Consider the following 22946-nt stretch of genomic DNA (forward strand, 5'->3'; position numbering starts at 1 on the left):
CAACTAATATTACATTTAAAGTTATTAAAATGTAACTTCTAAAGTTGTAAACCAGTTACGAGGTGCAGAAGAAATAATTCCCGGTCCTGGATAGCCTGTGGCCCGTCTTGTAAAATAGGCGTTATCCAGTAAATTATTGACTCCTGTTTCTAGTTTAAACCTTTTGTAAGTATATGATAATGATAGGTCCAAAATATCATACTCTGGAATTTCTCCTATGACTCCGCTGAGATTTGATTCTACCGAATTCGTTGCATCTGTAAATTGACGACCCAAATAAGTGTATTGCACATTGGCCATCAAATTTTTATATCCTAATCGCAATCCTGTTTTTAAATTTAAATCTGGAACAAATTCTACATTATTGCCTTCAATTCCTGGTTGGTCAGAGCTCGTGTATTCCGATTTTATGAATGACGTATTAATAAAATAATTAAGACTGAAATCATTATTCATTTTGAACAACTTCTTTAAATTAAAATCGAATAAAGATTCCACGCCAAACATTAGGGCATCGCCAATATTACCTCGTTCACTTACTACTCGGCCATCTGCCAGTCCTTTTTGAACAAATCCAATTCTACCATTATAAAATAAAGCGAATGCACCAACATCGTAAGAGACAAAAGATTTATAATTTCCTCTTAGACCTAAATCTATGGTAAATCCATCTTCATCTGTAATGTCTGGATTTATTACAAAAGCAGGATTGTTGATATTAATATCCGAAAACGTAACGGAACGGTAATTCTGGGAAATATTTCCATAAACCTCTAGACTCGTGGTTGGTTTATAACTAAGTCCCAAGCCTAACAGAACAAAATTCCTTTCAAAATCACGATTATCTTCTACGGTTTCTTCAAAAATAACATTGCCAGCTGCATCTGTGTTGATGCGTTTGTAAAACCCTTCGCTTTCAGTCTTTATATACTCGAATCGAAAACCTGGTGTAACCGAAAACTTATCATTCAGGTAAAAGATATTTTCACCGAATACAGCTACATTCAAGTTGGGAAAATCAAAATCTGATTGATCTGAATAATTTGGAAATTCGTCGGTTCTTATATTAAAATCAGGACCTATTCCATCCGAACCAGGTCCTTGTTGCTGACTATTATTCGCATTATAAAATTTTGAACCGATTAAGAATGTTGCCTCTTTATTGAATATTTGGTAATTACTTAATAGACGTGTTTCAAAACCGTAATTATTAAAATCGCCTTTTATTAAATCGCGTTCCACACCAGGATCTACTTGACTCACTCTATTGGTTCTAAAACCTAATGCATTTCTGGAGGCATTCAATCCGAAAAAATTAAACGTAAAGTTGGTGTCTTCTGAAAATTGATGTGCGAATTTAACATTGTAAAGCAACCAATCTACCTCGAACCAATTTCGAGCTCTATTGCTTTGATAAGGGTTTTCATTGAACATGCTATCTGTTAATCCACCAGCTTGTTGCGCTAAATAGTCTAAATAGGTAAGCTCTGCAGCCAACGAGGTGTTCTCATTAAACTGATATCCAATATGTGCATAAATATTTTTAGATTCGAATTCTGAATTTGGTCGAAAACCATCGCCCTTTTTATAGTTGAAAAATGTGTAATAACTCCATTTGTTTTTTGTACCACTCAGACTCGTGAAATTGGTATATAAACCAAAACTTCCTAAAGTGTTTCTGGTAATGAGTTCGATTGGCTTATTTGGATTAGGTTCTTTCATCACAAAATTAATGAGTCCTCCAAATTGTGTTCCATACTGTAAGGACGCAGCACCACGAATGACCTGAATTTGCTTTAACCCTTCGGAAGCTGGCGAGTAATAACTTTCAGGGTAACCTAAAACATCTGCGCTAATATCGTAACCATTCTGTCTGGTGTTGAAATTGGCCGTTCGGTTTGGATCCAGTCCACGACCACCAATGTTAAGTTGTAATCCTGCATCATCATTTTGGTAAATATTTAAACCTGCCACCTGGCTGTACAATTGTCTAGCATTATTGGTTGCCAAATTTGCCATGGATTGTTCTACTAAAACCACTTCAGTTTTTTTACCGGCATAAATGGCTGTTTCTTCGACATCCCTTAATCGTGTTAACTCGAATACCTTGTTTTTACGTGCTGTGATTTCGACAGCTGTCAATGCTTCGCCTATGGTTTCTAATTGCTGATTTAAAACAACATCATCTTCAATTATTAGGTCAATTTCGATAATTTGATGTTCAAACGAAAAGAATACTAAACTTAGTTTTTGCTTTTTGGTAGTAAATTCATAATAACCTTCCGAATTTGACTTCGCCAATAATCCTGTAACCTTATCGTAAACTTCAACATTGTTTAGTGGTTGTTGTGATACTTTGCTCGTCACAATACCAGAGACCTTATGTTGTGCGCTTATAAAAAATACACTGACAAAAAATATTATGAATAAACTATAGTCCTTTAATTTCATCCTTAAATGGTAAAATCCAATTTTTTGGTTTAAATGATTCCGTTTGCTTTAACAAATCTACTTTTGGGTCGATATAACGTTCACTAGAACGTCCGTTAAGCGCCACGTAACTGTCCACATAAATTTCGATATTTTCATGCCCTTGCGCTTTGAAATGTTGCTCTAAATACTTTGCGTATTCCAAAATAAAATCAGGTTGCGTGCTCATTTGTTTTTCTTGAAACGGCGTTAAAAAATCTGAATTATTGACCGAAAACGACTGTGCTTTTTTAGCATCAACAATCTTGAATTCAGCATAACCCGCTTTTTCCATTAACATCACGCGCCACGAAAAACGATAGCCTTCTTCTGTCCAAAATAATTCATTGGGATACAACATATACCGAAATGGCAAAAGTAATTGAATAGCGAAAAACAACCCTAAAATTGGTAGAATTATATTTTGATTTGAAAAGCTATATGTTGATGTTTCAAGTTTTACATATTTCAACTTTAAAAATTTGAATAGTTTTCGAAACACCTCCAATAGGCGTTCATGTACTTTTGCATCGAAAAAAATTAAGGTGCCTACAATCATTACATAAGGAAACATTCCGATAGGAAACAAAACCCGAGTAAAAATGTGGAAAAACACCACAAGGACGAATGCAAAAACGCGCGTGCGTTTATAAAGTAATAAAAAAGGAATACTTAAATCATACAACATTCCAGACCAACTCATAGCGATGTGAAACCATTCTTGTTGCAAAATGTTGTCTCCAATAAATGGTAGATCATATTTGGATGGTAGCCATATTTTTAGTGGCATTGCCTTGAATAACCAATCACTATTAATTTTAGCTAAACCAGCGTAAACATAAACGATACCTAACAATAGTTTAATAGCATCAATTGTCCATTTAGGGATTTGATGGTATTGCTTTTTTCTAATGATAGCATCTAAAGAAAAGTAAGCACTAGCTGGTAAAAAACACATCAATAAACTCAACACACTTATAAAATAATAGTGATTCAGATAGGTGGTCTTATCCATTAACTCGATATACGTGAAGCTTAAAAAAAAGGTTATGATAGCTATTCTGTACTTTAAGCCTAAAGCTATAAATGCAGCTGAAAGTCCGCAAATAATAAAAAGAAGATAAGTGTAATTGCCAATGGGTTTTATAAATTCGAACCCATAATAAGAAAAATGAAATTTTGGTTCAATATATAATTTCTCAATCCAGCCATAGGACCAAAATCGAATAATACTTGCCAACATCATAACCCCAAAACCTATTCTGAATACCGCCAAAGGTGCCGCATTGGATCGTGCTTTGAAATATGTATTTAGTTTACTTGGCATATAGCAAAAAAAAGGATTCTCATTGATGAGAATCCTTTTGAGATTTTAAATATATTCTAATCACCATCGGCATCGACATAATCGACACTTATATTCAAGGCTTGTAACATGTCTACTTTCAACAGCACCACTGCCATTTGCAAAGCATCAAAAGCTTCAGTCATTTTGGTGTTATCTGTGTTAATCTGAGTGGTAAAATTATTATCCAAGATATTGATTTTAGATTGTGCAATATCAAACTGATTATTGATTAATGTGCTTAAATCCTCACCATTTTTAATGGTATTCAAATAATCTAAATATGACGCTAAACTTTCACCTGACGTATTTCCATTATATGCTTTTCCGTTAAAAAAGTCTTTTACCGAAGCTAAAGCTTCAGTCGCTAATGCTTTGGAAATATTACTTCTGTAATACCCTTCAACCTTTTCAGGCAAAGGTGTTGCAGAGAAATTACCAGCTGGAATTCCAATTTTATTAGCTCTCAATCCTTTTTCATAATAGAACATATAATCATTAACTAACTTATTTATTGAACCTGTTGCTGTATTACTAGAATTGCCAATAAAAGTCTGTGCATAAGTTGACCAATCTGTGGTAACATCTTGTGTTAAAGCTTTCATTTGATCAGTTACATCCGATGCGTAAGCCAAATACTTAGAAGCATCAGGATTTGTTGTATAAAACTCTAATAGCTCTGTGTCATTATCTGCCAAACCATATAACATGTAATCTAAAGCAGGAAAACCTACGGCATCATTATTATTAACATTCGCCAAATCGTAGCTCTGAGATTGAATATTATTCTGAATATCTGTAATATTTGTTGGATAGATATTCATTTGAAAAACATAATTAATTTCTTCTGCTCTTCCAATAGTGAACATTTCAGCAGACTGCCATACGCTGTAAGCGTTGTACCAAGACGTTCTAAAAGCGTCTAAATTAACTTGATTTGGTACAGCGACAAATGCATTTTTTTGAGTCACCAAATCTGATAGTTTAAAGTTTAAATCTTCATAAACAGGTACAATAATATTGTCAGCCAAATTGGTCAATAAAGCTGTTCTATCAAAATTATCGTTAGTAGTCCCAGGACCTTCATCTGAAGAACTACAAGCAGCAGCTACAAAAACAATAGCTAAAAGAATCAGTGCTTTTTTAATCATATTTATTATTTTTTTCAGTTTGCAAAGATACTTAAGCATAAGTACTCTACCTAATGAATACTTATACTTAATAATCCATCAATCTTTAATTTACAGTTTGCTCAACCGTAAAGTCAAAACGATCTGCAATCGTATTAGAAATAGTATCTATAGTGTCTGCAGTGACATCCCATAAGCCATTATCTGCTGATACTTGCGCCATAAACGCATCAACCTCAGATTTTGAAAAATAAGGCGTGGTAGTTCCTGGTACTCTCGTAAATTGCAAGCTATAAACAAAACCAAAACCTTCAGATAATTGATGAAAAGCACTTGCCATATCACCTTCAGCCAATATCGTTTTTCCTCTTTGTAAGTAGTATACACCTCTTACTGCAAGAACTTTTGAAATGTTTTCTCTTATAATTTCAGCTTGTTCATCTCTAACCGTATAATTTTTAGCTACGATAGCAGCTCTTCCCAATTTAAAAGCATCGAAAACAGTTTGTGCAATACCAGTAAAATCTTCGTCAGAATCTACACGGTCCATGTATTCGCTTAAAAAGGAATCTGCATCTAAGCTCGGCATTGTAGCATCTGCTTCAGCTCCATATAAGTAACCGAAAGCTTCATCCCATTTGTGCTCCATTGTCGTATAGGATTTTCCATCTTCTACCACATCATTATCATTATTTGTAATATTTGAAGCCTCATCTAAAACCGCTGGACTGAGGTAATTGTTAAGAATTTGGTCGGTCATTAAACTACCAATTAAACCCTTCGCCACTAATTGATTGATTTCAAAACCTTTTTCGTTGATATATCGCACAGATCCGCCTCCAGCTTGTTGTAATTGACCTGCAGTACCAGCCGACGCTGTGTTATTCCAATTTGGAAAAACATTAGTCACCTGATCGGAAATCCAAGTATCAAACTGCGATTTTATAGCATTGGCTTCTGTTGTATTGGCAGAGTAATAATCCTTGGATGCAGCAACTTTACTTCGTATACTTTTATCTGACGCATTTAAATCCGCATCAGCGAAATCTGAAGCACCTTCAACATGGGCAAACATCGCATCTAACTGTGATTCTGTGTAGGAGTCATCCCTTAATGCACTTACAAATTCTTCGCCCATTGCAATTCTAGTAGTTTGTCCACTAAAACTCACCGTTGTAGTTCCATCTCTTTCAAATTGATAGGTGGTTGGCGCAACTACCTGTGGTTCTGATGCTCCGTTGTCATCATCACTAGAGCATGAGGTTAAAATACTTCCAATTACAAATAAACTTAAGGCTATTTTTTTCATTTTAATGATACGTTTAATCGTTTTGCTATTCTTATTAAGACTTGTTATAAATAATATTTCAATTAAAGATGCAAATTTAAAACAGATATTTACATTATCAAATTTTATTTAGATTAAATTTAAATAAACTTGTGTCATGTTGTTTTTCAATTACTTAAAAATACATTGAATGAAAGTATAATAATTTGAATACTGAAATGTTATCAAAATGGGGTTGATTAACTACTTCTAAAGCGTGAAAGGTTCGCTTCAAATATCCAAATCATACTAATGGTATTTGCTGAAAATCTTAGTAGCTTCATTATAAGAACTTTCAAAACTCATCGCATTAAGATCATGCGCTTTTTTCTGAGTGAAGTACGATAACATTTTTTCAGTTGGCATATTGCCTGTTAAGTCATCTTTTGCCATTGGGCAACCACCAAATCCTTGAATAGCACCATCAAAACGTCGGCAACCAGCTTTATAGGCGGCATCAATTTTTTCGAACCAAGTGCTTGGTGTGGTATGTAAATGGGCTCCGAATTCTATGTTGGGATAATCTGGAATTAATTGTGAAAATAAATAATCAATATTTTCGGCATCAGAGCTTCCAATGGTATCACTTAGCGATAAAATACCAACGCCCATTTTAGCCAAACGTTCCGTCCACTCGCCAACGATATCTACATTCCAAGGATCACCATAAGGATTTCCAAATCCCATGGAAATATAGACAACTACTTTTTTTTGGCTATTTTCTGCGATTTCCAAAATTTCAGAAAGCGTGATTACAGATTGAGCAATGGTTTTATGCGTATTTCGCATTTGAAAGTTTTCGGAAATTGAAAACGGAAATCCTAAATAATCGATTTCAGAATGTTGTGATGCATCCGTTGCGCCTCTGGTATTGGCAATAATGGCAAGTAGTTTACTTTCAGTTTTGCTTAAATCCAATTGTGCTAAAACTTCGGCTGTGTCCACCATTTGAGGAATCGCTTTTGGCGATACAAAACTACCAAAATCAATAGTATCAAAACCTACGCGTAATAAGGATTGAATGTATTGTATCTTTTGCTGCGTAGGAATAAAATCCTTAATACCTTGCATGGCATCGCGCGGACATTCTATGATTTTAACGGCTTTGTTCATTGGTTCAAATATACGGTTTAGGATAGGGATTTGAAAGCCATAATTATTAACATGAATAGATCGATTGAAATTTTTATTTTTGACACCAATTTCACGAATTAGCACGAATATATAGTGGACATTAGTGAAATTCCTGTCAGTAAGTTTTTAAAAACGTTGTTTTTCTAAATTAGAATAAAAACGGCAATCCCAATAAATACAATTATTTGAAGCCATTTTAAAATCAATCCTGAGTTCTTATTGTTTAAAGTAAAAGTTTTAATCTGTCCTGCCAATAAAGCTATTGCAGAAAAAATAATAAACGACACCAACATAAATATGCCACCCAAAACATAAAACTGAATTACAGTGCTCATCGATTCGCTGAACAAGAACCCTGGAAAAAATGCCAAAAAGAAAATCGTGACTTTAGGATTGAGGACATTCATAAAAAAACCTTGTACAAATAACTGTTTTAGACTTTTCTTCGGAACATTTTCTGAGTTAAGCGTAATTTCAGCATTCGACTTGTAGACTTTATAAGCCAGAAATAAAAGATAAATGGCACCTAAAAGTTTTATGCCAAAGAATAAATTTTCATTCGCCTTTATAATTGCCGAAACACCAAATGCCAACAGCGTCGTATGAACAATACAACCTGTAATCAATCCGCAAACGGTTGCCAGTCCATAAGATTTGCCGTTACTTATACTTTGTACTAAAACATAGATATTATCTGGTCCTGGCGAAATGGCTAAAGCTGATGTTGCTAATGCGAATGATATGAGGATGTCGTAATTCAAAATGAGATTTAGTTAGCGATAACTTTTGGATACGTGAGTTTTGACACGAATTTCACGAATTTTCACTAATCATTGTGCAATTTTAGAATTAGTTGGAATTCGTGAAATTCGTGTTTAACTTTTTTACTTTAACAAAGCCTTATTAATCCGTTTAACCAAACTCGGCCCTTCATAAATAAAACCCGTATAAACTTGAACTAAATCGGCACCAGCATCAATTTTATCTAAAGCATCTTCCGCAGAATGAATACCTCCTACTCCAATGATCGGAAATGCCTTGTTGCTTTTATCAGCTAGATATTTGATCACTTTAGTAGATTTCTCTTTTATTGGTTGTCCACTTAAGCCACCATTACCAATTTCTGAAAGTCTTTGGTCACTTGTTTTCAATCCTGTTCTATCCACTGAGGTGTTACTGGCAATGACTCCTTCGAGCTTGGTTTCTGCGATTAACTCAATAATTTCATCTAATTGTTGGGTATTTAAATCTGGTGCTATTTTTAGTAGAATTGGTTTTTGTTTGCTAAACGTCGTATTCGCATTTTGTACAGCAGAAATCAACTCCAACAAATAGTCTTTGTCATTTAATTTAGCATGGCTTCCTACATTTGGGCAACTGACATTCAGAACAAAATAATCCACATAAGAATGCAAAGCGTTAAAACATTCTAGATAATCCTTGGTATAATCTTCTGGAAGGGTTTGGGTGTTTTTCCCAATATTTCCGCCAATAATAAGTTGGCCTTTATTCTTTTTAAGTTCCTGAATAGCAGCTGCTAGTCCTTCATTATTAAAACCCATACGGTTAATAATCCCTTTATCGGCTTTTAATCTGAACAACCGTTGTTTAGGATTTCCTTCTTGGGCTTTTGGTGTTACGGTTCCTATTTCAATAAATCCAAAGCCAAAATTTGCCAATTCATTATATAAAACCGCATTTTTATCGAAACCTGCTGCTAAACCAACTGGATTCTTAAATTTCAACCCAAAAAGTTCCCGTTCCAGGCGTTTGTCTTCAACCACATATATACTTTTAAATAGACCTTTAATTCCTGGTAGTTTAGATACCTTCCGAATTAATGAAAACGTAAAGTAATGCACCTTTTCTGGATCGAAACAAAATAAAATAGGCCTGATTATAGATTTGTACATAAAACGGATTTAGCACTGCAAAAATAAGCATCTCTAGCTTAAGAACGAAGTATTAATTTTATCATAAACTGCCATTTATCATTTTTAATGGTTCCTAATTTAACTAACTTTGAAATTCTAATCAAAATCAACTTATTATGAAAAAAATTATAGTTCCCGTAGATTTTTCTAAAAACTCGGAATATGCTCTAGAAACTGCTGCTGCATTGGCAAAACAACACAATTCAGAATTGATTGTAATGCACATGCTAGAGATGTCAGAATCTGTTATAACCGCAACGAGTTCGCAACGAAATGAAGAAAATGCTTTTATGATGATGGTAGCCAACAAGAAGTTTGAAGCTTTTTTGGATCAACCCTATCTTGAAGATGTTAATGTTACACCAATAATAAGATATCATAAAGTATTAAAGGAAGTTGCTGAAGTTGCTAATGAAGTCAGAGCTGATTTAATAGTTATGGGTTCCAGAGGTCTCAGTGATCACGATGGCATTTTTACGGGTTCAAATACAGAAAAAGTAGTTCGCTACAGTAACACACCTGTTTTAGTTATAAAATCTAAACCAGGAAATGTTAATTTTACCAACATCATATTAGCAACAGATTTCTCTAAAGAAAGTATTTCAGCGGTAAAAAATGCACTAGAATTACTTGGAGAATTAGGAACAAATACCACCTTATTGCATATTAATACGCCAAATTTAAGTTTCTTGAGTACTGATGAAATTGACGAAAAAATCTCTACATTTTTAGAATCAGCAAAATTAAAAGAAACAGATGTGAGCATTGCACGTATCTCAGACCATAACGTAGAAGACGGTTTATTAAGTTTCGCCAAAAGAAATAAAGCAGATGCGTTAGCTATGATTACACACGGAAGAAAAGGATTGAGCCATTTCTTTGGAGGCAGTATTTCCGAAGATGTGGTTAATCATAGCAAGCTTCCCGTTATTACCTTTAAACTTTAATCATAAACCCTTAAAAAATAAAGACCACTACATGCAACATATCATTGACCGTTTTATTAGCTATGTGACCATAGATACTGAATCTGATCCAAATTCTGAAACCACGCCAAGTACCACGAAACAATGGGATTTAGCCAATAAATTAGTTGAAGAATTGAAAGCTATAGGATTAAGTGATGTTACCATAGATGAGAATGCCTATATCATGGCAACTTTACCTAGCAATGTAGATCATAATGTACCGACCATTGGTTTTATTTCGCATTTTGACACTTCTCCAGATTTTACAGGTGCCAATGTAAAACCTCAAATTGTTGAAGATTATGATGGAAAGGATATTGTACTCAATGCAGAACAAAACATTATTCTTTCGCCAGATTATTTTGAAGATCTATTAATGTACAAAGGTCAAACGTTGATTACCACAGATGGCACAACACTTTTAGGTGCAGATGACAAAGCCGGAATTACGGAAATTGTGACTGCTATGGAACACCTTATCAAGAATCCTGAAATTAAACATGGCGACATTAAAGTCGGGTTTACACCTGATGAAGAAATTGGACGAGGTGCCCATAAATTTGATGTCGAAAAGTTTGGAGCCGATTGGGCTTATACCATGGATGGTAGCCAAGTTGGCGAACTGGAATACGAAAATTTCAATGCAGCAGGCGCAAAAATCACAGTAAAAGGAAAAATTGTACATCCTGGTTATGCCAAAGGAAAGATGATAAATTCCATGTATTATGCTTCGGAATTTATTAACATTCTGCCTCGATTGGAAACTCCAGAGCATACCGAAGGTTATGAAGGGTTTTTCCACTTGCATAATATTGAAGGTGATGTTGAAGAAACAAAATTAGAATACATTATTCGCGATCATGACAAAGACAAATTCGAAGCTCGAAAAGCTTTAATGCAAAAAATCATTGACGATTTAAACACTAAATATGAAAGCGACGTTTTTAAGCTTGAATTGAAGGACCAATACTTCAACATGAAAGAAAAAGTGGAACCTGTAATGCACATTGTGGATATTGCTGAAGCAGCAATGAAAGCGGTTGGTATTGCTCCTCTAATTAAAGCGATTCGTGGTGGAACCGATGGCTCTCAATTGTCGTATATGGGTTTACCTTGCCCAAATATTTTTGCTGGTGGTCATAATTTTCATGGACGTTACGAGTATGTGCCTGTGGAAAGCATACAGAAAGCGGTCAAAGTGATTGTTAAGATTGCAGAGCTGACGGCTTTAAAGAAATAGTCTCTGTCTCTCAGTAAGCAGTAAGCAGTAAGCAGTAAGCAGTAAGCAGTAAGCAGTAAGCAGTAAGCAGTAAGCAGTAAGCAGTAAGCTAGAAATTTTCAGTTTATTGCTTATTTTTTTGCGCTTAAATTTTAGAATTCTTATTTTTCAATTGCAAAATAAACATATGAGTACAACGACACCAGAACACGATAAACGTATTGCAGAAATGACCTTCGCTTCAGTATATCCACATTACATTACAAAAGTTGAAAAGAAGGGGAGAACAAAAGCAGAGTTACACCAAGTGATTGAATGGTTAACTGGTTTTGATGAACTAAAACTCCAAAAACTGATTACCGATAAAGTCACATTTAAAACCTTCTTTGAAAAAGCAAATTTGAATCCAAATGCTGATTTGATTAAAGGAGTCATTTGCGGATATCGCATCGAAGCAATTGAAACACAATTAACACGAGAAGTACGATACTTAGATAAATTGGTGGATGAATTAGCCAAAGGACGAAAAATGGAGAAAATTTTGCGTTGAGATTAGTTGATGTGGATTTACTATTAACCCATTGTTTTCTTCGTTTATTCTTGTTTCCTCGTTTAAGCAATATTTTACTCTTTTATACATAAACCATCAAATCCACTTCTATCATGAAAAAAGTAAGCTCAGTAGAAGAATACATTGAAATTAATCCGCACTTTTCTGAAGAACTCACCATTTTACGTGACCTTATAAATTCAACGGAATTAGAAGAAACCATAAAATGGAGCATGCCAACCTATTGTTTAGATGGTAAGAATATTTTAGGTCTTGGAGCTTTTAAACATCATTTTTGTATTTGGTTTCATCAAGGCGTGTTTTTAAAAGATGAGCAGCAACTACTTTTTAATGCACAAGAAGAAAAAACCAAAGCCATGCGGCAAATGCGCTTTGAAACCAAAACAGACATTAATGAAGCTGCCGTTTTAGCTTACGTAAAAGAAGCCATAGAAAATCAGCGTTTAGGTCGAGAATTGAAACCACAACGTAAAACGAAATCGGTGACTATTCCTAAGGAATTAAATGTGGCACTGCAGAAGAATTCGGAATTTAATAAAACATTTAAGGCACTTTCTCAATCACAGCAAAGAGAATACTGTGAGTATATAGCTGAAGCAAAACGGGACGAAACAAAACAAAGACGTCTCGACAAAATTATACCTATGATTATCGAAGGTAAAGGGTTACATGACAAGTATAAGGAATGTTGAGATGCTGTTAGCTGTTAGCAAAAAATAACTAATTTAATTGTTGGAAGCTGTTTCAGCCTTCGTCTCTTCAGCGGATTTTTCTTTTATAACAACCTTTTCATTATTAAAAATAATGGTGGCTTTTACACCTGTTAAAAGGTTCCATTCTTTTGAAGATATCACATTGCCTTTATCATCATAAACTACAAATTCGGCCGTATTTGGTCCAGATTCCCCTTGGTTTAGCGCTATGATATCAACAGTATTTTTACCATCAGCTAAATCAACTTCTACACGTCTGTAACTGCTGGTGAGTGTTAAACTGTGTTTTACTATAATTCCATTAATCAAAATCTGAACTCGGTCACCATCAGGATATTGATGATCCCTACACACAATATTTACAAATTTGGTATCCACATTATGTTCCCCTAAAAACTGATCAGACATGACTTGAACATAGCCACCCTTAACCGCTTCTTTTTTCCAGCGTTTTTCAAAGATTTCGCCTGGGTTTTTTAGACCATCATTTTCGGTCATTGAAAATGGTTTTTCGGTTTCCCTAATTACAAACTTCTCTTCTTCTTTAGATTTTCCACTGGACTTGTCCTCTTCGTCTTTAAGGATTGGTGCAATTTTAACTTTTACTAAGGCAGAATCTTTTTTGGTTTCAGATTTTTCAGCAGGAATACGAATGGACTTGTTTTCCTTGTCCGTTACTTGGGCAAAAACCATAGTGCTGCATAATATGCAGAATATATAAAGGATGTATGTGATGGTTTTCAATTTAAAAATAAATTATAATATTAGTTATTCACTAGGGAACAAAAACCATTCCTAACTCAAAATAAACGTATAAAAATAGAAATCCTTACAAAAAAAAGTTAAAACTTACCATTAAAGCTAATTCTTAGCTTTCTGTTATACTCTTCAAATAGCCAGTCTTTATAGTTTTGGGTACTGTTCATAATACAATAACAATATTGTTTAATCCTGTAAGCAATTTCATCTTGCAAATCTTTAATCAACTCCCTGGCATCGTAAACATCTTCGCTATTATCAATACAAATTTGCGAATGTTGTGCAATAGAACGCTCAATAACGGTAAAAGATTTTTTACCAGAATTAATCACATCCTTATATTCTGCTTTGACATCAAAATTTAAGTTATACGATTTTTTGAATTTCACCTTAAGCGAATCTGGCATGGTATAGACAAAATCACGTTCCAATAATTCATCATCAAGAATATTCTCTAAATAGAAATCTGGATATTTAAAAATATGTTGCCAATCCACGGGCTGATCCCATGGGCCAAAACGCGCTTCATTATTACCTAAATCTATAACTTGAAACGATTTTCGGTCTTTGTAAATTCGGCTACCACGACCTATCATCTGAAAATACAAGGTTAAGGATCTTGTGGCTCTATTCAAGATAATGGATTCCACGGAAGGCTCATCAAAACCTGTAGTTAATATACTGACCGAAGTCAACACTGCATCTGGTGTGTGCTTAAACCATTTCAAAATTTCCTTTCGCTCTTGCTTGTTAGCCGTATTATCTAAATGCCGAACATTATAACCTGCTTTCTTAAACGTGTAATAAACTTCCTTCGACGTGTAAATACCGTTATTGAAAATCAAGGTTTTTTTATCTTTCGCCATGTCTTCATAGGCGATTAATAACTTAGATTGCATTAAGGAATTGGTGTATAAGGCTTCAGAGGATTTTACGGTGTAATCGCCATTAATACCAATTTTAAGAGACGTTAGGCCAACATCGTAATGGGACACTTCTGCCTTGGCCAAAAACCCGTTTTTAATTAAGGTAGAAATATCATCACCAACAATAAGTTTGTTATAATTATCTTTCATTGGTAGCTTAATATTACTACTCAATGGTGTTGCCGTAACACCAAGAATAAAACATTGCTCGAAAAACTTAAAGAGCTTTCTGAAAGAATTGTAATGTGCTTCGTCAATAATAACTAATCCTACATTTTTTAGCTGAAAATCGTTATCCGACAAGCGATTGTTTAAAGTTTCCACCATCGCCACAAAACACTGATAATCATCTTGATCTGGAAGTGTTTTCACCTTACTATTAATGACTTTGTTCTTCACATTGAAGCCAGACAGCACATTAGACGTTTGCTTGCAAAGCTCAATTCTGTGGGTAAGAATCACCACTTTTTTGTTATGCTGTTCGACGTAACGTCTTACAATTTCAGAAAAAATAACCGTTTTCCCTCCTCCTGTCGGCAACTGGTATAAGAGGTTAAAATCATCAGCCTCATTTTCCATCACATCAAAAATGCGATTCAGGTCTTTTATTTGATAATCATAAAGACTTTTCTCAGTGGCATTTTGTTGTACGGTTCCAGTTTCTGACGGCATAGACTAAATTTAGTAATTAGTTAATTTTGCAAAAATAGCACATTGTAAGGGTTTTAAAATGGATTGTTAACAAGATTTAACAACATTGGTACTGTTATTGATATTAACAAAGCATTAACCTTTCTGCCGACAGGCAGGCATTTAAATCTTAGTTATTATGAAATCATTTAGAAGACATTCTGCAACGGTCAATGCAGGATCCATGGCAGACATTGCCTTTTTGTTACTCATTTTCTTTTTAGTAACCACGACCATTTCCGCAGACAAAGGTATTTTGCGACAATTGCCTCCTGTCTGTGAAACAGGCGATTGCACTGCAGACATCGCAGAGCGCAACTTACTACACATTTCGATGAACGAAAAACAGGAAATAATGATTGAGAACGAGATAGTGGAACTCACAGAAGTTAAAATGATTGTCGAATCTTTTATCGATAATAACGGTATTAACACCTGTGATTATTGTGACGGTAAAGCATTGTCAGAATCTTCAGATCATCCTGATGCCGCAGTTATTTCATTAAGTCATGATGCATTAACCAAATACAATGCCTTTGTTTCTGTACAGGATGAAATTACAAAAGCCTATTACGATCTAAGAACGCGATACGCCAAACAAGCATTTAACAAAACACCTGATCAATTATCAAAAGAAGAATTAGAACACGTAAAGCAAGCCTATCCTTTCAAAGTTTCTGAGATTGCTGTAAAGCGTTCTAATTAGAAGTTGAATCTTTTACTGGCAGACAATAGTTGATATTTACCTTCTTTTTGCCCCATTTTTTTGCCTTTTTGACATCATTACCCATATAAATATCAATATGTTTTCGATAACGTCGATTCATTTTATCCTTCACTGTAAATAGACTATCGAAACCTTGGATTTTTACTTTAGTGTTATGCACCAAACCAGAATCCAATAAATCTCTTGAAACAGCAATATATCGCAGTCCAGGCTTTAAGCTATCACCAAAAGCTGTTATGCTTGGGTTGGCATTAGTCTGATATGCTAGGGAATTATAAGCTGTTGCTATAACCTCCATGGATTTATTTTGGCAATTATCCTCTGCTCTACTATTGCAATTATTCAAACCACAAAAGCATAGCACAATGATATAAAACCTAGTTTTCATAGCTCTAAAGATAAAGTATTATTGTTAAAATTAGTTAAAATGTACTATGTTATACAAAGTACTGTAACAATTTTAAAGTTTCGTCGTCTATTTAGTATAACCAACATGTGCTGAACTTGTTTCAGTATTAAAAAACAACAATTATGAGAACTTTAAACACTAATCAATTATCAAGTACATCAACAGAAACCAAAAGTTTTACTTGGAATAGAAAAAGACGTTTTAGATAAGAACAAAAAAAATCATCAATCAAAAAATCAACAATTATGAGAACTTTACACAACAATCAATTATCAAGTACATCAACCGAAACAAAAAGTTTTACTTGGAACAGCAAAAGACGTTATAGATCATAACGCTACAAATTTCATCAATCTGTGCAGAACCTTGTTCAGCATATAAATCAATCATTATGAGAGTTTTATCAAGAATTGTCAATACATCTAATAGTTTAGATGATGACTTAGAAACAATTAAATTAAATTTTGAAGTTTAATCAGCTTCAAAATTTATGTAAAAAAAGAGGTCTTCTAAAACATTTTAGAAGACCTCTTTCATTTTCAAAATTTCGGATTAAGAAACCTTAATTTGTTTTGATGGTTTCTTTTTAGCTTCATCACGTTTTGGCAACGTAACTTTTAATAAACCATCTTCATATTTTGCATTAATTTTCTCGGTTTCTACAGTTTCTGGTAAGGAAAATGTACGTTTGAAGGACGAATAGCCAAACTCACGTCTTGTATAGTTATCCTTTTTCTCTTCATTCTCTGAGGATATTTCAGCAGAAATTGACAATAATTGGTTGTCCAAATTGATATCAAAATCATCTTTCTTTAAACCTGGAACAGCCATTTCTACAATAAATTCATCATCAGTATTAAGTACATTAACAGCTGGTAACGTTATACCAGTATTAAAGTTAGATACAAATTCATTACCAAAATTTTTGTTTAAGATATCATCCATCCAAGATGATAAACTCGGTAGTGATGAAAAACCTAAATTGGAATTTCCTTCTCTACCATTTTTCACAGTTGGAATTAAATTACTCATAAGTTTTAAAATTTAAATTAAACATTAATTTCAACCTATCTAATGCAAAAAAAATACCATTTGAAAACAACTGAAAAAATTTCATAAAAACTGACAATTTTTCAGTTACACACTTATGAGTTAGAGTGTTACAGCTATATTTACGTATTTATATTCAAAAAAAGCAAAACTATTAATAGCTTAGAAGTTCCCTCAGTGCACTCTCAAATTTTCCTTTCGCCAAGTACTGTTCCTCCAAATGTCCAATGAAAGGAATAGGCGTTTCCATACTAGCTACTCGTTTTACTGGTGCATCCAAATATTCAAAACAGTTTTCCATAAGCATGGCAGAAAGATCGCTGGCAATGCCTCCAAATAAAGAGTCTTCTTGAAGAATGATTGCTCGTCCAGTTTTTTTAACGGAATTAAAAATAGTTTCCTTATCCAAAGGTTGCAAGGTTCTTAAGTCAATTAAATCGGCTGAAATATTAGGGTTATTTTCCAAGATCTCTAAAGCCCAATGCACTCCTGCACCATATGTAATAATAGTAACTGATTCTCCTTCCTTTAAAAGGGCAGCTTTACCAAACGGAATAGTATAATAATCTGTTGGTACGTCTTGGCGAATTCTTCTATACAACGCCTTGTGCTCAAAGTACAACACAGGGTTTGGATCGTTTATTGCTGTTGCCAACAAACCTTTGGCATCATAAGGAAAGGCAGGATAAACCACTTTTAAACCTGGTGTTTTAGTAAACCAAGCTTCGTTGGTTTGCGAATGGAAAGGACCAGCAGCTACGCCTCCACCACAAGGCATTCTAACTACAACATCGGCTTCCTGTTGCCATCTGTAATGGGATTTTGCCAAGTAGTTAACTACCGGATTAAATCCAGAGGTCACAAAATCCGCAAATTGCATTTCTACAACCGATTTAATTCCTGAGATAGATAAACCCATAGCGGTTTCCACAATTGCCGATTCGCAAATAGGTGTGTTTCGAACTCTATCTTTTCCAAATTCGGCGACAAATCCTTCGGTAATTTTAAAAACACCTCCATATTCCGCAATATCCTGTCCCATAATCACAAGGTCTTTATGCTTTTGCATGGATTGCTTTAAGCCTTCGGAAATAGCATCAATTAAACGGAGTTCTTTTACCGCATTGTTTGGTGAATATTCTTTATAATCAAATGATTTGTAAACATCATTTAACTCTGTAGATTCATTTGGAATTATGTCAGGTTCTGCATAAGCCGATTCTAAAGCGGCGTCAATTTCAGACTTAATTTCAGAAACGTAGGCTTCATCTGTAGATGGATTCAGGATTTTTTTACTGTACAAAAAGCTTCTAAAGTTTTCTATGGGATCTTTAGCTTCCCAATCATCCATCAACTCTTGAGGCACATATTTTGTTCCACTCGCCTCTTCGTGGCCTCTGCGTCTAAAGGTTTTAAATTCTATCAAAATCGGACGTGGACGTTTTCTAATACTTTCTGCTAATTTTTGAACCTTAGTATAAGTTTCAATCACATTATTGCCATCTAAAATAAACGATTCTATACCATAACCTTTTCCTCTATCGGCTAAATGTTTACAATGATATTGTTCGTTAGTGGGCGTAGAAAGTCCGTAACCATTATTCTCAATACAGAATATTACTGGTAATTGCCAAACAGAAGCTACATTTAAGGCTTCGTGAAAATCGCCTTCACTAGTTCCGCCTTCTCCAGTAAAAACAGCTGTTACATTCCCGTTTTTCTCTAATAAATTTCCCAAAGCAATCCCATCTGCAACACCTAATTGTGGTCCCAAATGCGAAATCATTCCAACAATATTATACTCTTGTGTTCCAAAATGAAACGAGCGGTCCCTACCTTTGGTAAACCCACTCGCTTTACCTTGCCATTGGCAGAATAAACGATGCAAAGGAATTTCCCGTGTTGTAAAAACTCCAAGATTTCTATGCATTGGCAAAATATACTCACTAGGTTTTAGAGCCATGGTCACACCTACGGAAATGGCTTCTTGTCCTATTCCAGAAAACCACTTAGAAATTTTTCCTTGTCGCAATAGAATGAGCATTTTCTCTTCTATTAAGCGAGGTTTAAGCATGTTGTAATAAAGCTCTAGGAGCTTCTTATCACTTAAATTTCTTTTGTCGTAGGCAATGTTACTTTTTGTGATTGTTGGCATAAAATATTATTTCGGCAATACCAATTTCGGATATTTATTATTGTTTATGAGATGGAATAGTGTTTCAAATGTAAATAAAATTGCTTCAATAAACCATAATGGACTTCAATTTGTCAATAAATCCGACCTATTTTTTTAGTAGTATTTTCGTTACATTTGTATATTGACAAAAAATTAAACAACATTCCAATGGATAGAATACCTAGCGTAGATTTAAAGGATTTCATTTCTGACGATCCAAAACGAAAGCAAAAGTTTATAGACGAAATAGGAAAAGCTTATGAAGATATAGGTTTTGTGGCTTTAAAGGGACATTTCTTAGACGACACTTTGGTCGATAATTTATATGATGAAGTTAAGAATTTCTTCAACTTGCCTTTAGAAGTAAAAGAAAGCTATGAAATACCAGGAATTGGTGGCCAACGTGGTTACGTATCTTTTGGGAAAGAAAGTGCTAAAGGAAAAAAAGAAGGGGATTTAAAGGAGTTCTGGCACTTTGGCCAGTATGTTGAAGATGATCCGGAAAGACGCAAAGAATATCCTGAAAATGTTGAAGTTAAGGAATTGGAGAATTTTAATAAAATAGGAAAACAAACCTATCAAATGCTCGAAAAAACAGCTAAATATGTTTTGAGAGCGTTGGCACTTTACCTTGATTTAGAAGAGACTTATTTTGATGACTATATCCATAATGGAAATTCCATATTACGACCAATTCATTATCCACCTATTACTTCAGAACCTAAAAATGCCGTAAGAGCTGCAGCTCATGGTGATATTAATTTAATAACGTTATTAATGGGTGCGCAAGGTCGTGGTCTGCAAGTACAGCGCAACGACGGCGAATGGATTGATGCGATTGCAGAACCAGACGAATTAATGATCAATGTAGGCGATATGCTATCGAGACATTCCAATAATAAATTGAAATCTACAATTCATCGTGTTATAAATCCACCAAGAGAACTTTGGGGCACTTCGCGCTACTCCATACCGTTTTTCATGCATCCTATTAGCGAAATGAAATTAGATGTTCTAGAAAGTTGTATCGATGAAGATAACCCAAAGCAGTTTGAAGATATCACGGCTGGCGAATTTCTAAACGAACGTTTAATTGAGCTTGGACTTATTAAAAAATAGTTAGCAGTTGGCAGTCCTCAGTAAGCAGTCCATTAAATGTTCGTGCTAATCACTGAAGACTGAAGACTGAAGACTGAACACTAAAACAATGGATTTACAAGATCAATTAAAAAATCTATTCCCAGATCATACTCCTGAGCCAACGAACACCACTGAAGATTCAAAAGAGAGTTTGTGGTTACAAGACGATCCAATACTTTGTAAGTACGAAAAAAGAAAGGGAAAACCTATTACTATTCTGGAAGGCTATACAGGTGCAACAGAAGATTTTAAGAAATTAGCCAAAGAACTTAAAACTAAACTAAGCGTCGGAGGAAGTTTTAAGGATGATAAAATTATAATCCAAGGCGATTACAGAGATAAAATAATGACGATGCTGAAAGATAAAGGATTTAACGTTAAACGTGTTGGAGGTTAATATTTATGGCAAAAAATGGTTTACATATTACGAATGGAGATGTTCTTACGGATTATTTAAGAGAGCTTGATTTTACGGAAGACATGCTCACGTGGCAAGAAATGTTATGCGAAGGCCCAACGATTCCGAAAATAGATTCCAAAGAATTCTTTGATATACGAAGTGAGTTTTTAAAATCTTATTATGATATAGAAGTTAATTCTAACGAACTTCAAGCTGAATTGTCTAAATTAAACCATATTGATAAATATGATGAAATCAACCTGTGGTTTGAATTCGATTTATTCTGCCATATTAATTTGTTGGGTATTATAAATTTGTTACACCAAAGAAATATTGATAAACCATTATATCTTATTTGTAGCGGACGCATCAAAGGTGAAAAGAATTTAAAAGGCTTAGCGGAATTGAGTCCTACGCAGATTAAAACACATTATAAAGAAAAGGTATTATTAACTAGAGAAGATATCGAATTGGCAATTGCGCTATGGCGAACCTATTGTGGAAAAGATCACAATATTTTTAAACCCTATATTGTTAAAACCTCTAATTTCAAATACCTGAGCAGTTGTTTAAAAGCACATTTAAAACGTTTTCCACATCATCAGAGTGGATTGGGAACGCTTGAAGCCCATATCTTAAATTTAGTAAAACAAAACAACGTTAAATCCGAAAATCATTTATTAGGCTATTGCTTAAATTATCAAGGCTATTACGGCTATAGCGATATGCAACTAAAGCGTAAAATTGAGGAATTAGATATGTTTTTCAACAAAACTGAAAATCAAATTACACTTAATAGAAAAGGACATGAAGCCTTACTAAAACAGCATAATTTTGCCTCAGAAGTCAATAACGATATGACTTATGGTGGTGTAAACCGTTTGGAATATCAATTTAACGAAGAACAAAATAAACTTATTCAAACCATAAATCATGGCAATTAAAGATTCAGAACTGATATTAAATCCAGATGGAAGTGTTTATCATTTGAACCTGAAGCCAGAAGATATTTCGGACACCATCATTTTTGTGGGCGACCAAGATCGGGTAGAGAAAATTACGAAACATTTTGACAGTATTGAATTTAGCACGCAAAAACGTGAGTTTAAAACACAAACTGGTTATTATCAAGATAAGCGAATTACAGTTATTTCAACAGGAATTGGTCCAGATAACATCGATATTGTTCTCAATGAATTGGATGCCTTGGTCAATATCGATTTAAAAACCCGGAAAGTTAAACCAGAATTATCCAGTCTAAACATTATTAGAATCGGCACTTCTGGATCTTTGCAAAAAGACATTCCTGTTGATGCATTTTTGATTAGTACACATGCTTTGGATATCAATGGTATGTTACATTTTTATCAGATTGATGGCATTTCCAATCCTGAAATTGAGGACGAGTTCATTAAACATACCAATTGGGATAAAAATAAAGCAAGACCAATAATTATCAATAACAGTAAATATCTTGAAAAATACTTCGATGGCCATAGCATCTTTAAAGGCATGACAGGAACTGCCGGAGGATTTTATGGGCCACAAGGACGTGTTTTGCGTTTACCATTGCAAGATGCAGGTCTCAATTCAAAATTAGATAACTTTAGCTATAAAGACTTCAGAATTACCAATTTTGAAATGGAAACCTCTGTGATTTACGGCCTATCGAAGTTATTAGGCCACGAAGCGTTATCGCTCAATGCCATTATTGCGAATAGAGCGACTGGAGATTTCAGTAAAAATCCAAAGAAAACGGTTGATAAGTTGATTTTATATGCTTTGGAGCGTATTGTGAATATTTAGATAAAACTAATTCCATAATAATTGAAAATCCCTTCCCTTTAGGAAGGTTAGAA

Annotated in this window: 21 protein-coding genes; 9 read left to right on the forward strand and 12 right to left on the reverse strand. The window is 34.3% G+C overall.

The window, feature by feature from the left end; all coding sequences use genetic code 11:
• Positions 1-24: 24 nt before the first annotated feature.
• The 7 genes from HM990_RS09880 to HM990_RS09910 all read right to left on the reverse strand — a co-directional run bounded on the left by HM990_RS09880 (position 25) and on the right by HM990_RS09910 (position 9318).
• Positions 25-2451 (reverse strand): TonB-dependent receptor domain-containing protein, encoded by a 2427-nt coding sequence (locus HM990_RS09880; RefSeq protein ID WP_178988777.1) that lies wholly within the window; start codon positions 2449-2451, stop codon positions 25-27.
• Entirely contained in the window at positions 2432-3796 is a 1365-nt protein-coding gene (locus HM990_RS09885; protein WP_178988778.1) for an HTTM domain-containing protein, read from the reverse strand. The genes HM990_RS09880 and HM990_RS09885 overlap by 20 nt, the downstream gene beginning before the upstream one ends.
• A 56-nt stretch (positions 3797-3852) precedes the next feature.
• Positions 3853-4965: an imelysin family protein gene (locus tag HM990_RS09890; protein ID WP_178988779.1), complete on the reverse strand. Its 1113-nt coding sequence runs from the start codon at positions 4963-4965 to the stop codon at positions 3853-3855.
• A gap of 85 nt (positions 4966-5050) precedes the next feature.
• Positions 5051-6253: a DUF4856 domain-containing protein gene (locus HM990_RS09895; RefSeq protein WP_178988780.1), complete on the reverse strand. Its 1203-nt coding sequence runs from the start codon at positions 6251-6253 to the stop codon at positions 5051-5053.
• 267 nt (positions 6254-6520) lie between these two features.
• Positions 6521-7384 (reverse strand): hydroxymethylglutaryl-CoA lyase, encoded by an 864-nt coding sequence (locus HM990_RS09900; protein ID WP_178988781.1) that lies wholly within the window; start codon positions 7382-7384, stop codon positions 6521-6523.
• Between the two features lie 164 nt (positions 7385-7548).
• Positions 7549-8166 carry a LysE family translocator gene (locus HM990_RS09905; protein ID WP_178988782.1) on the reverse strand — a complete coding sequence of 206 codons (618 nt, stop codon included), beginning with the start codon at positions 8164-8166 and terminating at the stop codon, positions 7549-7551.
• 123 nt (positions 8167-8289) lie between these two features.
• Complete coding sequence (locus tag HM990_RS09910; RefSeq protein ID WP_178988783.1) at positions 8290-9318, reverse strand: quinone-dependent dihydroorotate dehydrogenase; 1029 nt, start codon at positions 9316-9318, stop codon at positions 8290-8292.
• 137 nt (positions 9319-9455) lie between these two features.
• Between HM990_RS09910 and HM990_RS09915 the strand changes: the two genes are divergently transcribed.
• From HM990_RS09915 to HM990_RS09930, 4 genes are all read left to right on the forward strand, one after another.
• Positions 9456-10286 carry a universal stress protein gene (locus HM990_RS09915; RefSeq protein WP_178988784.1) on the forward strand — a complete coding sequence of 277 codons (831 nt, stop codon included), beginning with the start codon at positions 9456-9458 and terminating at the stop codon, positions 10284-10286.
• Positions 10287-10317: 31 nt separating this feature from the next.
• Positions 10318-11547, forward strand: coding sequence for a peptidase T (gene pepT / locus HM990_RS09920; RefSeq protein ID WP_178988785.1), 1230 nt, complete (start codon positions 10318-10320; stop codon positions 11545-11547).
• Positions 11548-11713: 166 nt separating this feature from the next.
• Entirely contained in the window at positions 11714-12076 is a 363-nt protein-coding gene (locus tag HM990_RS09925; RefSeq protein ID WP_178988786.1) for a DUF2200 domain-containing protein, read from the forward strand.
• Positions 12077-12189: 113 nt separating this feature from the next.
• Positions 12190-12789 carry a YdeI/OmpD-associated family protein gene (locus HM990_RS09930; protein ID WP_178988787.1) on the forward strand — a complete coding sequence of 200 codons (600 nt, stop codon included), beginning with the start codon at positions 12190-12192 and terminating at the stop codon, positions 12787-12789.
• Positions 12790-12822: 33 nt separating this feature from the next.
• Here the strand turns inward: HM990_RS09930 and HM990_RS09935 are convergent, their stop codons facing one another.
• A complete protein-coding gene (locus tag HM990_RS09935; protein WP_178988788.1) occupies positions 12823-13554 on the reverse strand; it encodes a hypothetical protein in 732 nt (243 codons plus the stop codon).
• 98 nt (positions 13555-13652) lie between these two features.
• Positions 13653-15167: a DEAD/DEAH box helicase gene (locus HM990_RS09940; protein WP_178988789.1), complete on the reverse strand. Its 1515-nt coding sequence runs from the start codon at positions 15165-15167 to the stop codon at positions 13653-13655.
• Positions 15168-15324: 157 nt separating this feature from the next.
• On the opposite strand from HM990_RS09940, the gene HM990_RS09945 reads away from it, so the two are divergent.
• Positions 15325-15891 (forward strand): ExbD/TolR family protein, encoded by a 567-nt coding sequence (locus HM990_RS09945; RefSeq protein ID WP_178988790.1) that lies wholly within the window; start codon positions 15325-15327, stop codon positions 15889-15891.
• On the opposite strand, the gene HM990_RS09950 is transcribed toward HM990_RS09945, so the two are convergent.
• The 3 genes from HM990_RS09950 to HM990_RS09960 form a co-directional block, all read right to left on the reverse strand.
• Positions 15884-16300, reverse strand: coding sequence for a 3D domain-containing protein (locus HM990_RS09950; RefSeq protein ID WP_229719244.1), 417 nt, complete (start codon positions 16298-16300; stop codon positions 15884-15886). The genes HM990_RS09945 and HM990_RS09950 overlap by 8 nt on opposite strands.
• A 573-nt stretch (positions 16301-16873) precedes the next feature.
• Entirely contained in the window at positions 16874-17353 is a 480-nt protein-coding gene (locus tag HM990_RS09955; RefSeq protein WP_178988791.1) for an Hsp20/alpha crystallin family protein, read from the reverse strand.
• A 172-nt stretch (positions 17354-17525) separates the two neighbouring features.
• Positions 17526-19526 carry an alpha-ketoacid dehydrogenase subunit alpha/beta gene (locus HM990_RS09960; protein ID WP_178988792.1) on the reverse strand — a complete coding sequence of 667 codons (2001 nt, stop codon included), beginning with the start codon at positions 19524-19526 and terminating at the stop codon, positions 17526-17528.
• A gap of 189 nt (positions 19527-19715) precedes the next feature.
• Here HM990_RS09960 and HM990_RS09965 point away from each other — a divergent pair, with 189 nt between their 5' ends.
• From HM990_RS09965 to HM990_RS09980, 4 genes are all read left to right on the forward strand, one after another.
• On the forward strand, positions 19716-20666 hold the full coding sequence (locus HM990_RS09965) for an isopenicillin N synthase family dioxygenase (RefSeq protein ID WP_178988793.1): 951 nt from the start codon (positions 19716-19718) through the stop codon (positions 20664-20666).
• Between the two features lie 88 nt (positions 20667-20754).
• The gene (locus HM990_RS09970) at positions 20755-21084 is read left to right on the forward strand and encodes a translation initiation factor (RefSeq protein WP_178988794.1); all 330 of its coding nucleotides are present in this window, start codon (positions 20755-20757) and stop codon (positions 21082-21084) included.
• A gap of 5 nt (positions 21085-21089) precedes the next feature.
• On the forward strand, positions 21090-22031 hold the full coding sequence (locus tag HM990_RS09975; RefSeq protein ID WP_178988795.1) for a DUF1835 domain-containing protein: 942 nt from the start codon (positions 21090-21092) through the stop codon (positions 22029-22031).
• Entirely contained in the window at positions 22021-22893 is an 873-nt protein-coding gene (locus HM990_RS09980; RefSeq protein WP_178988796.1) for a nucleoside phosphorylase, read from the forward strand. Before HM990_RS09975 ends, HM990_RS09980 begins: the two co-directional genes overlap by 11 nt.
• Positions 22894-22946: the final 53 nt, after the last annotated feature.

The sequence above is a fragment of the Winogradskyella schleiferi genome (assembly GCF_013394655.1).
Taxonomy (GTDB): Bacteria; Bacteroidota; Bacteroidia; order Flavobacteriales; family Flavobacteriaceae; genus Winogradskyella; species Winogradskyella schleiferi.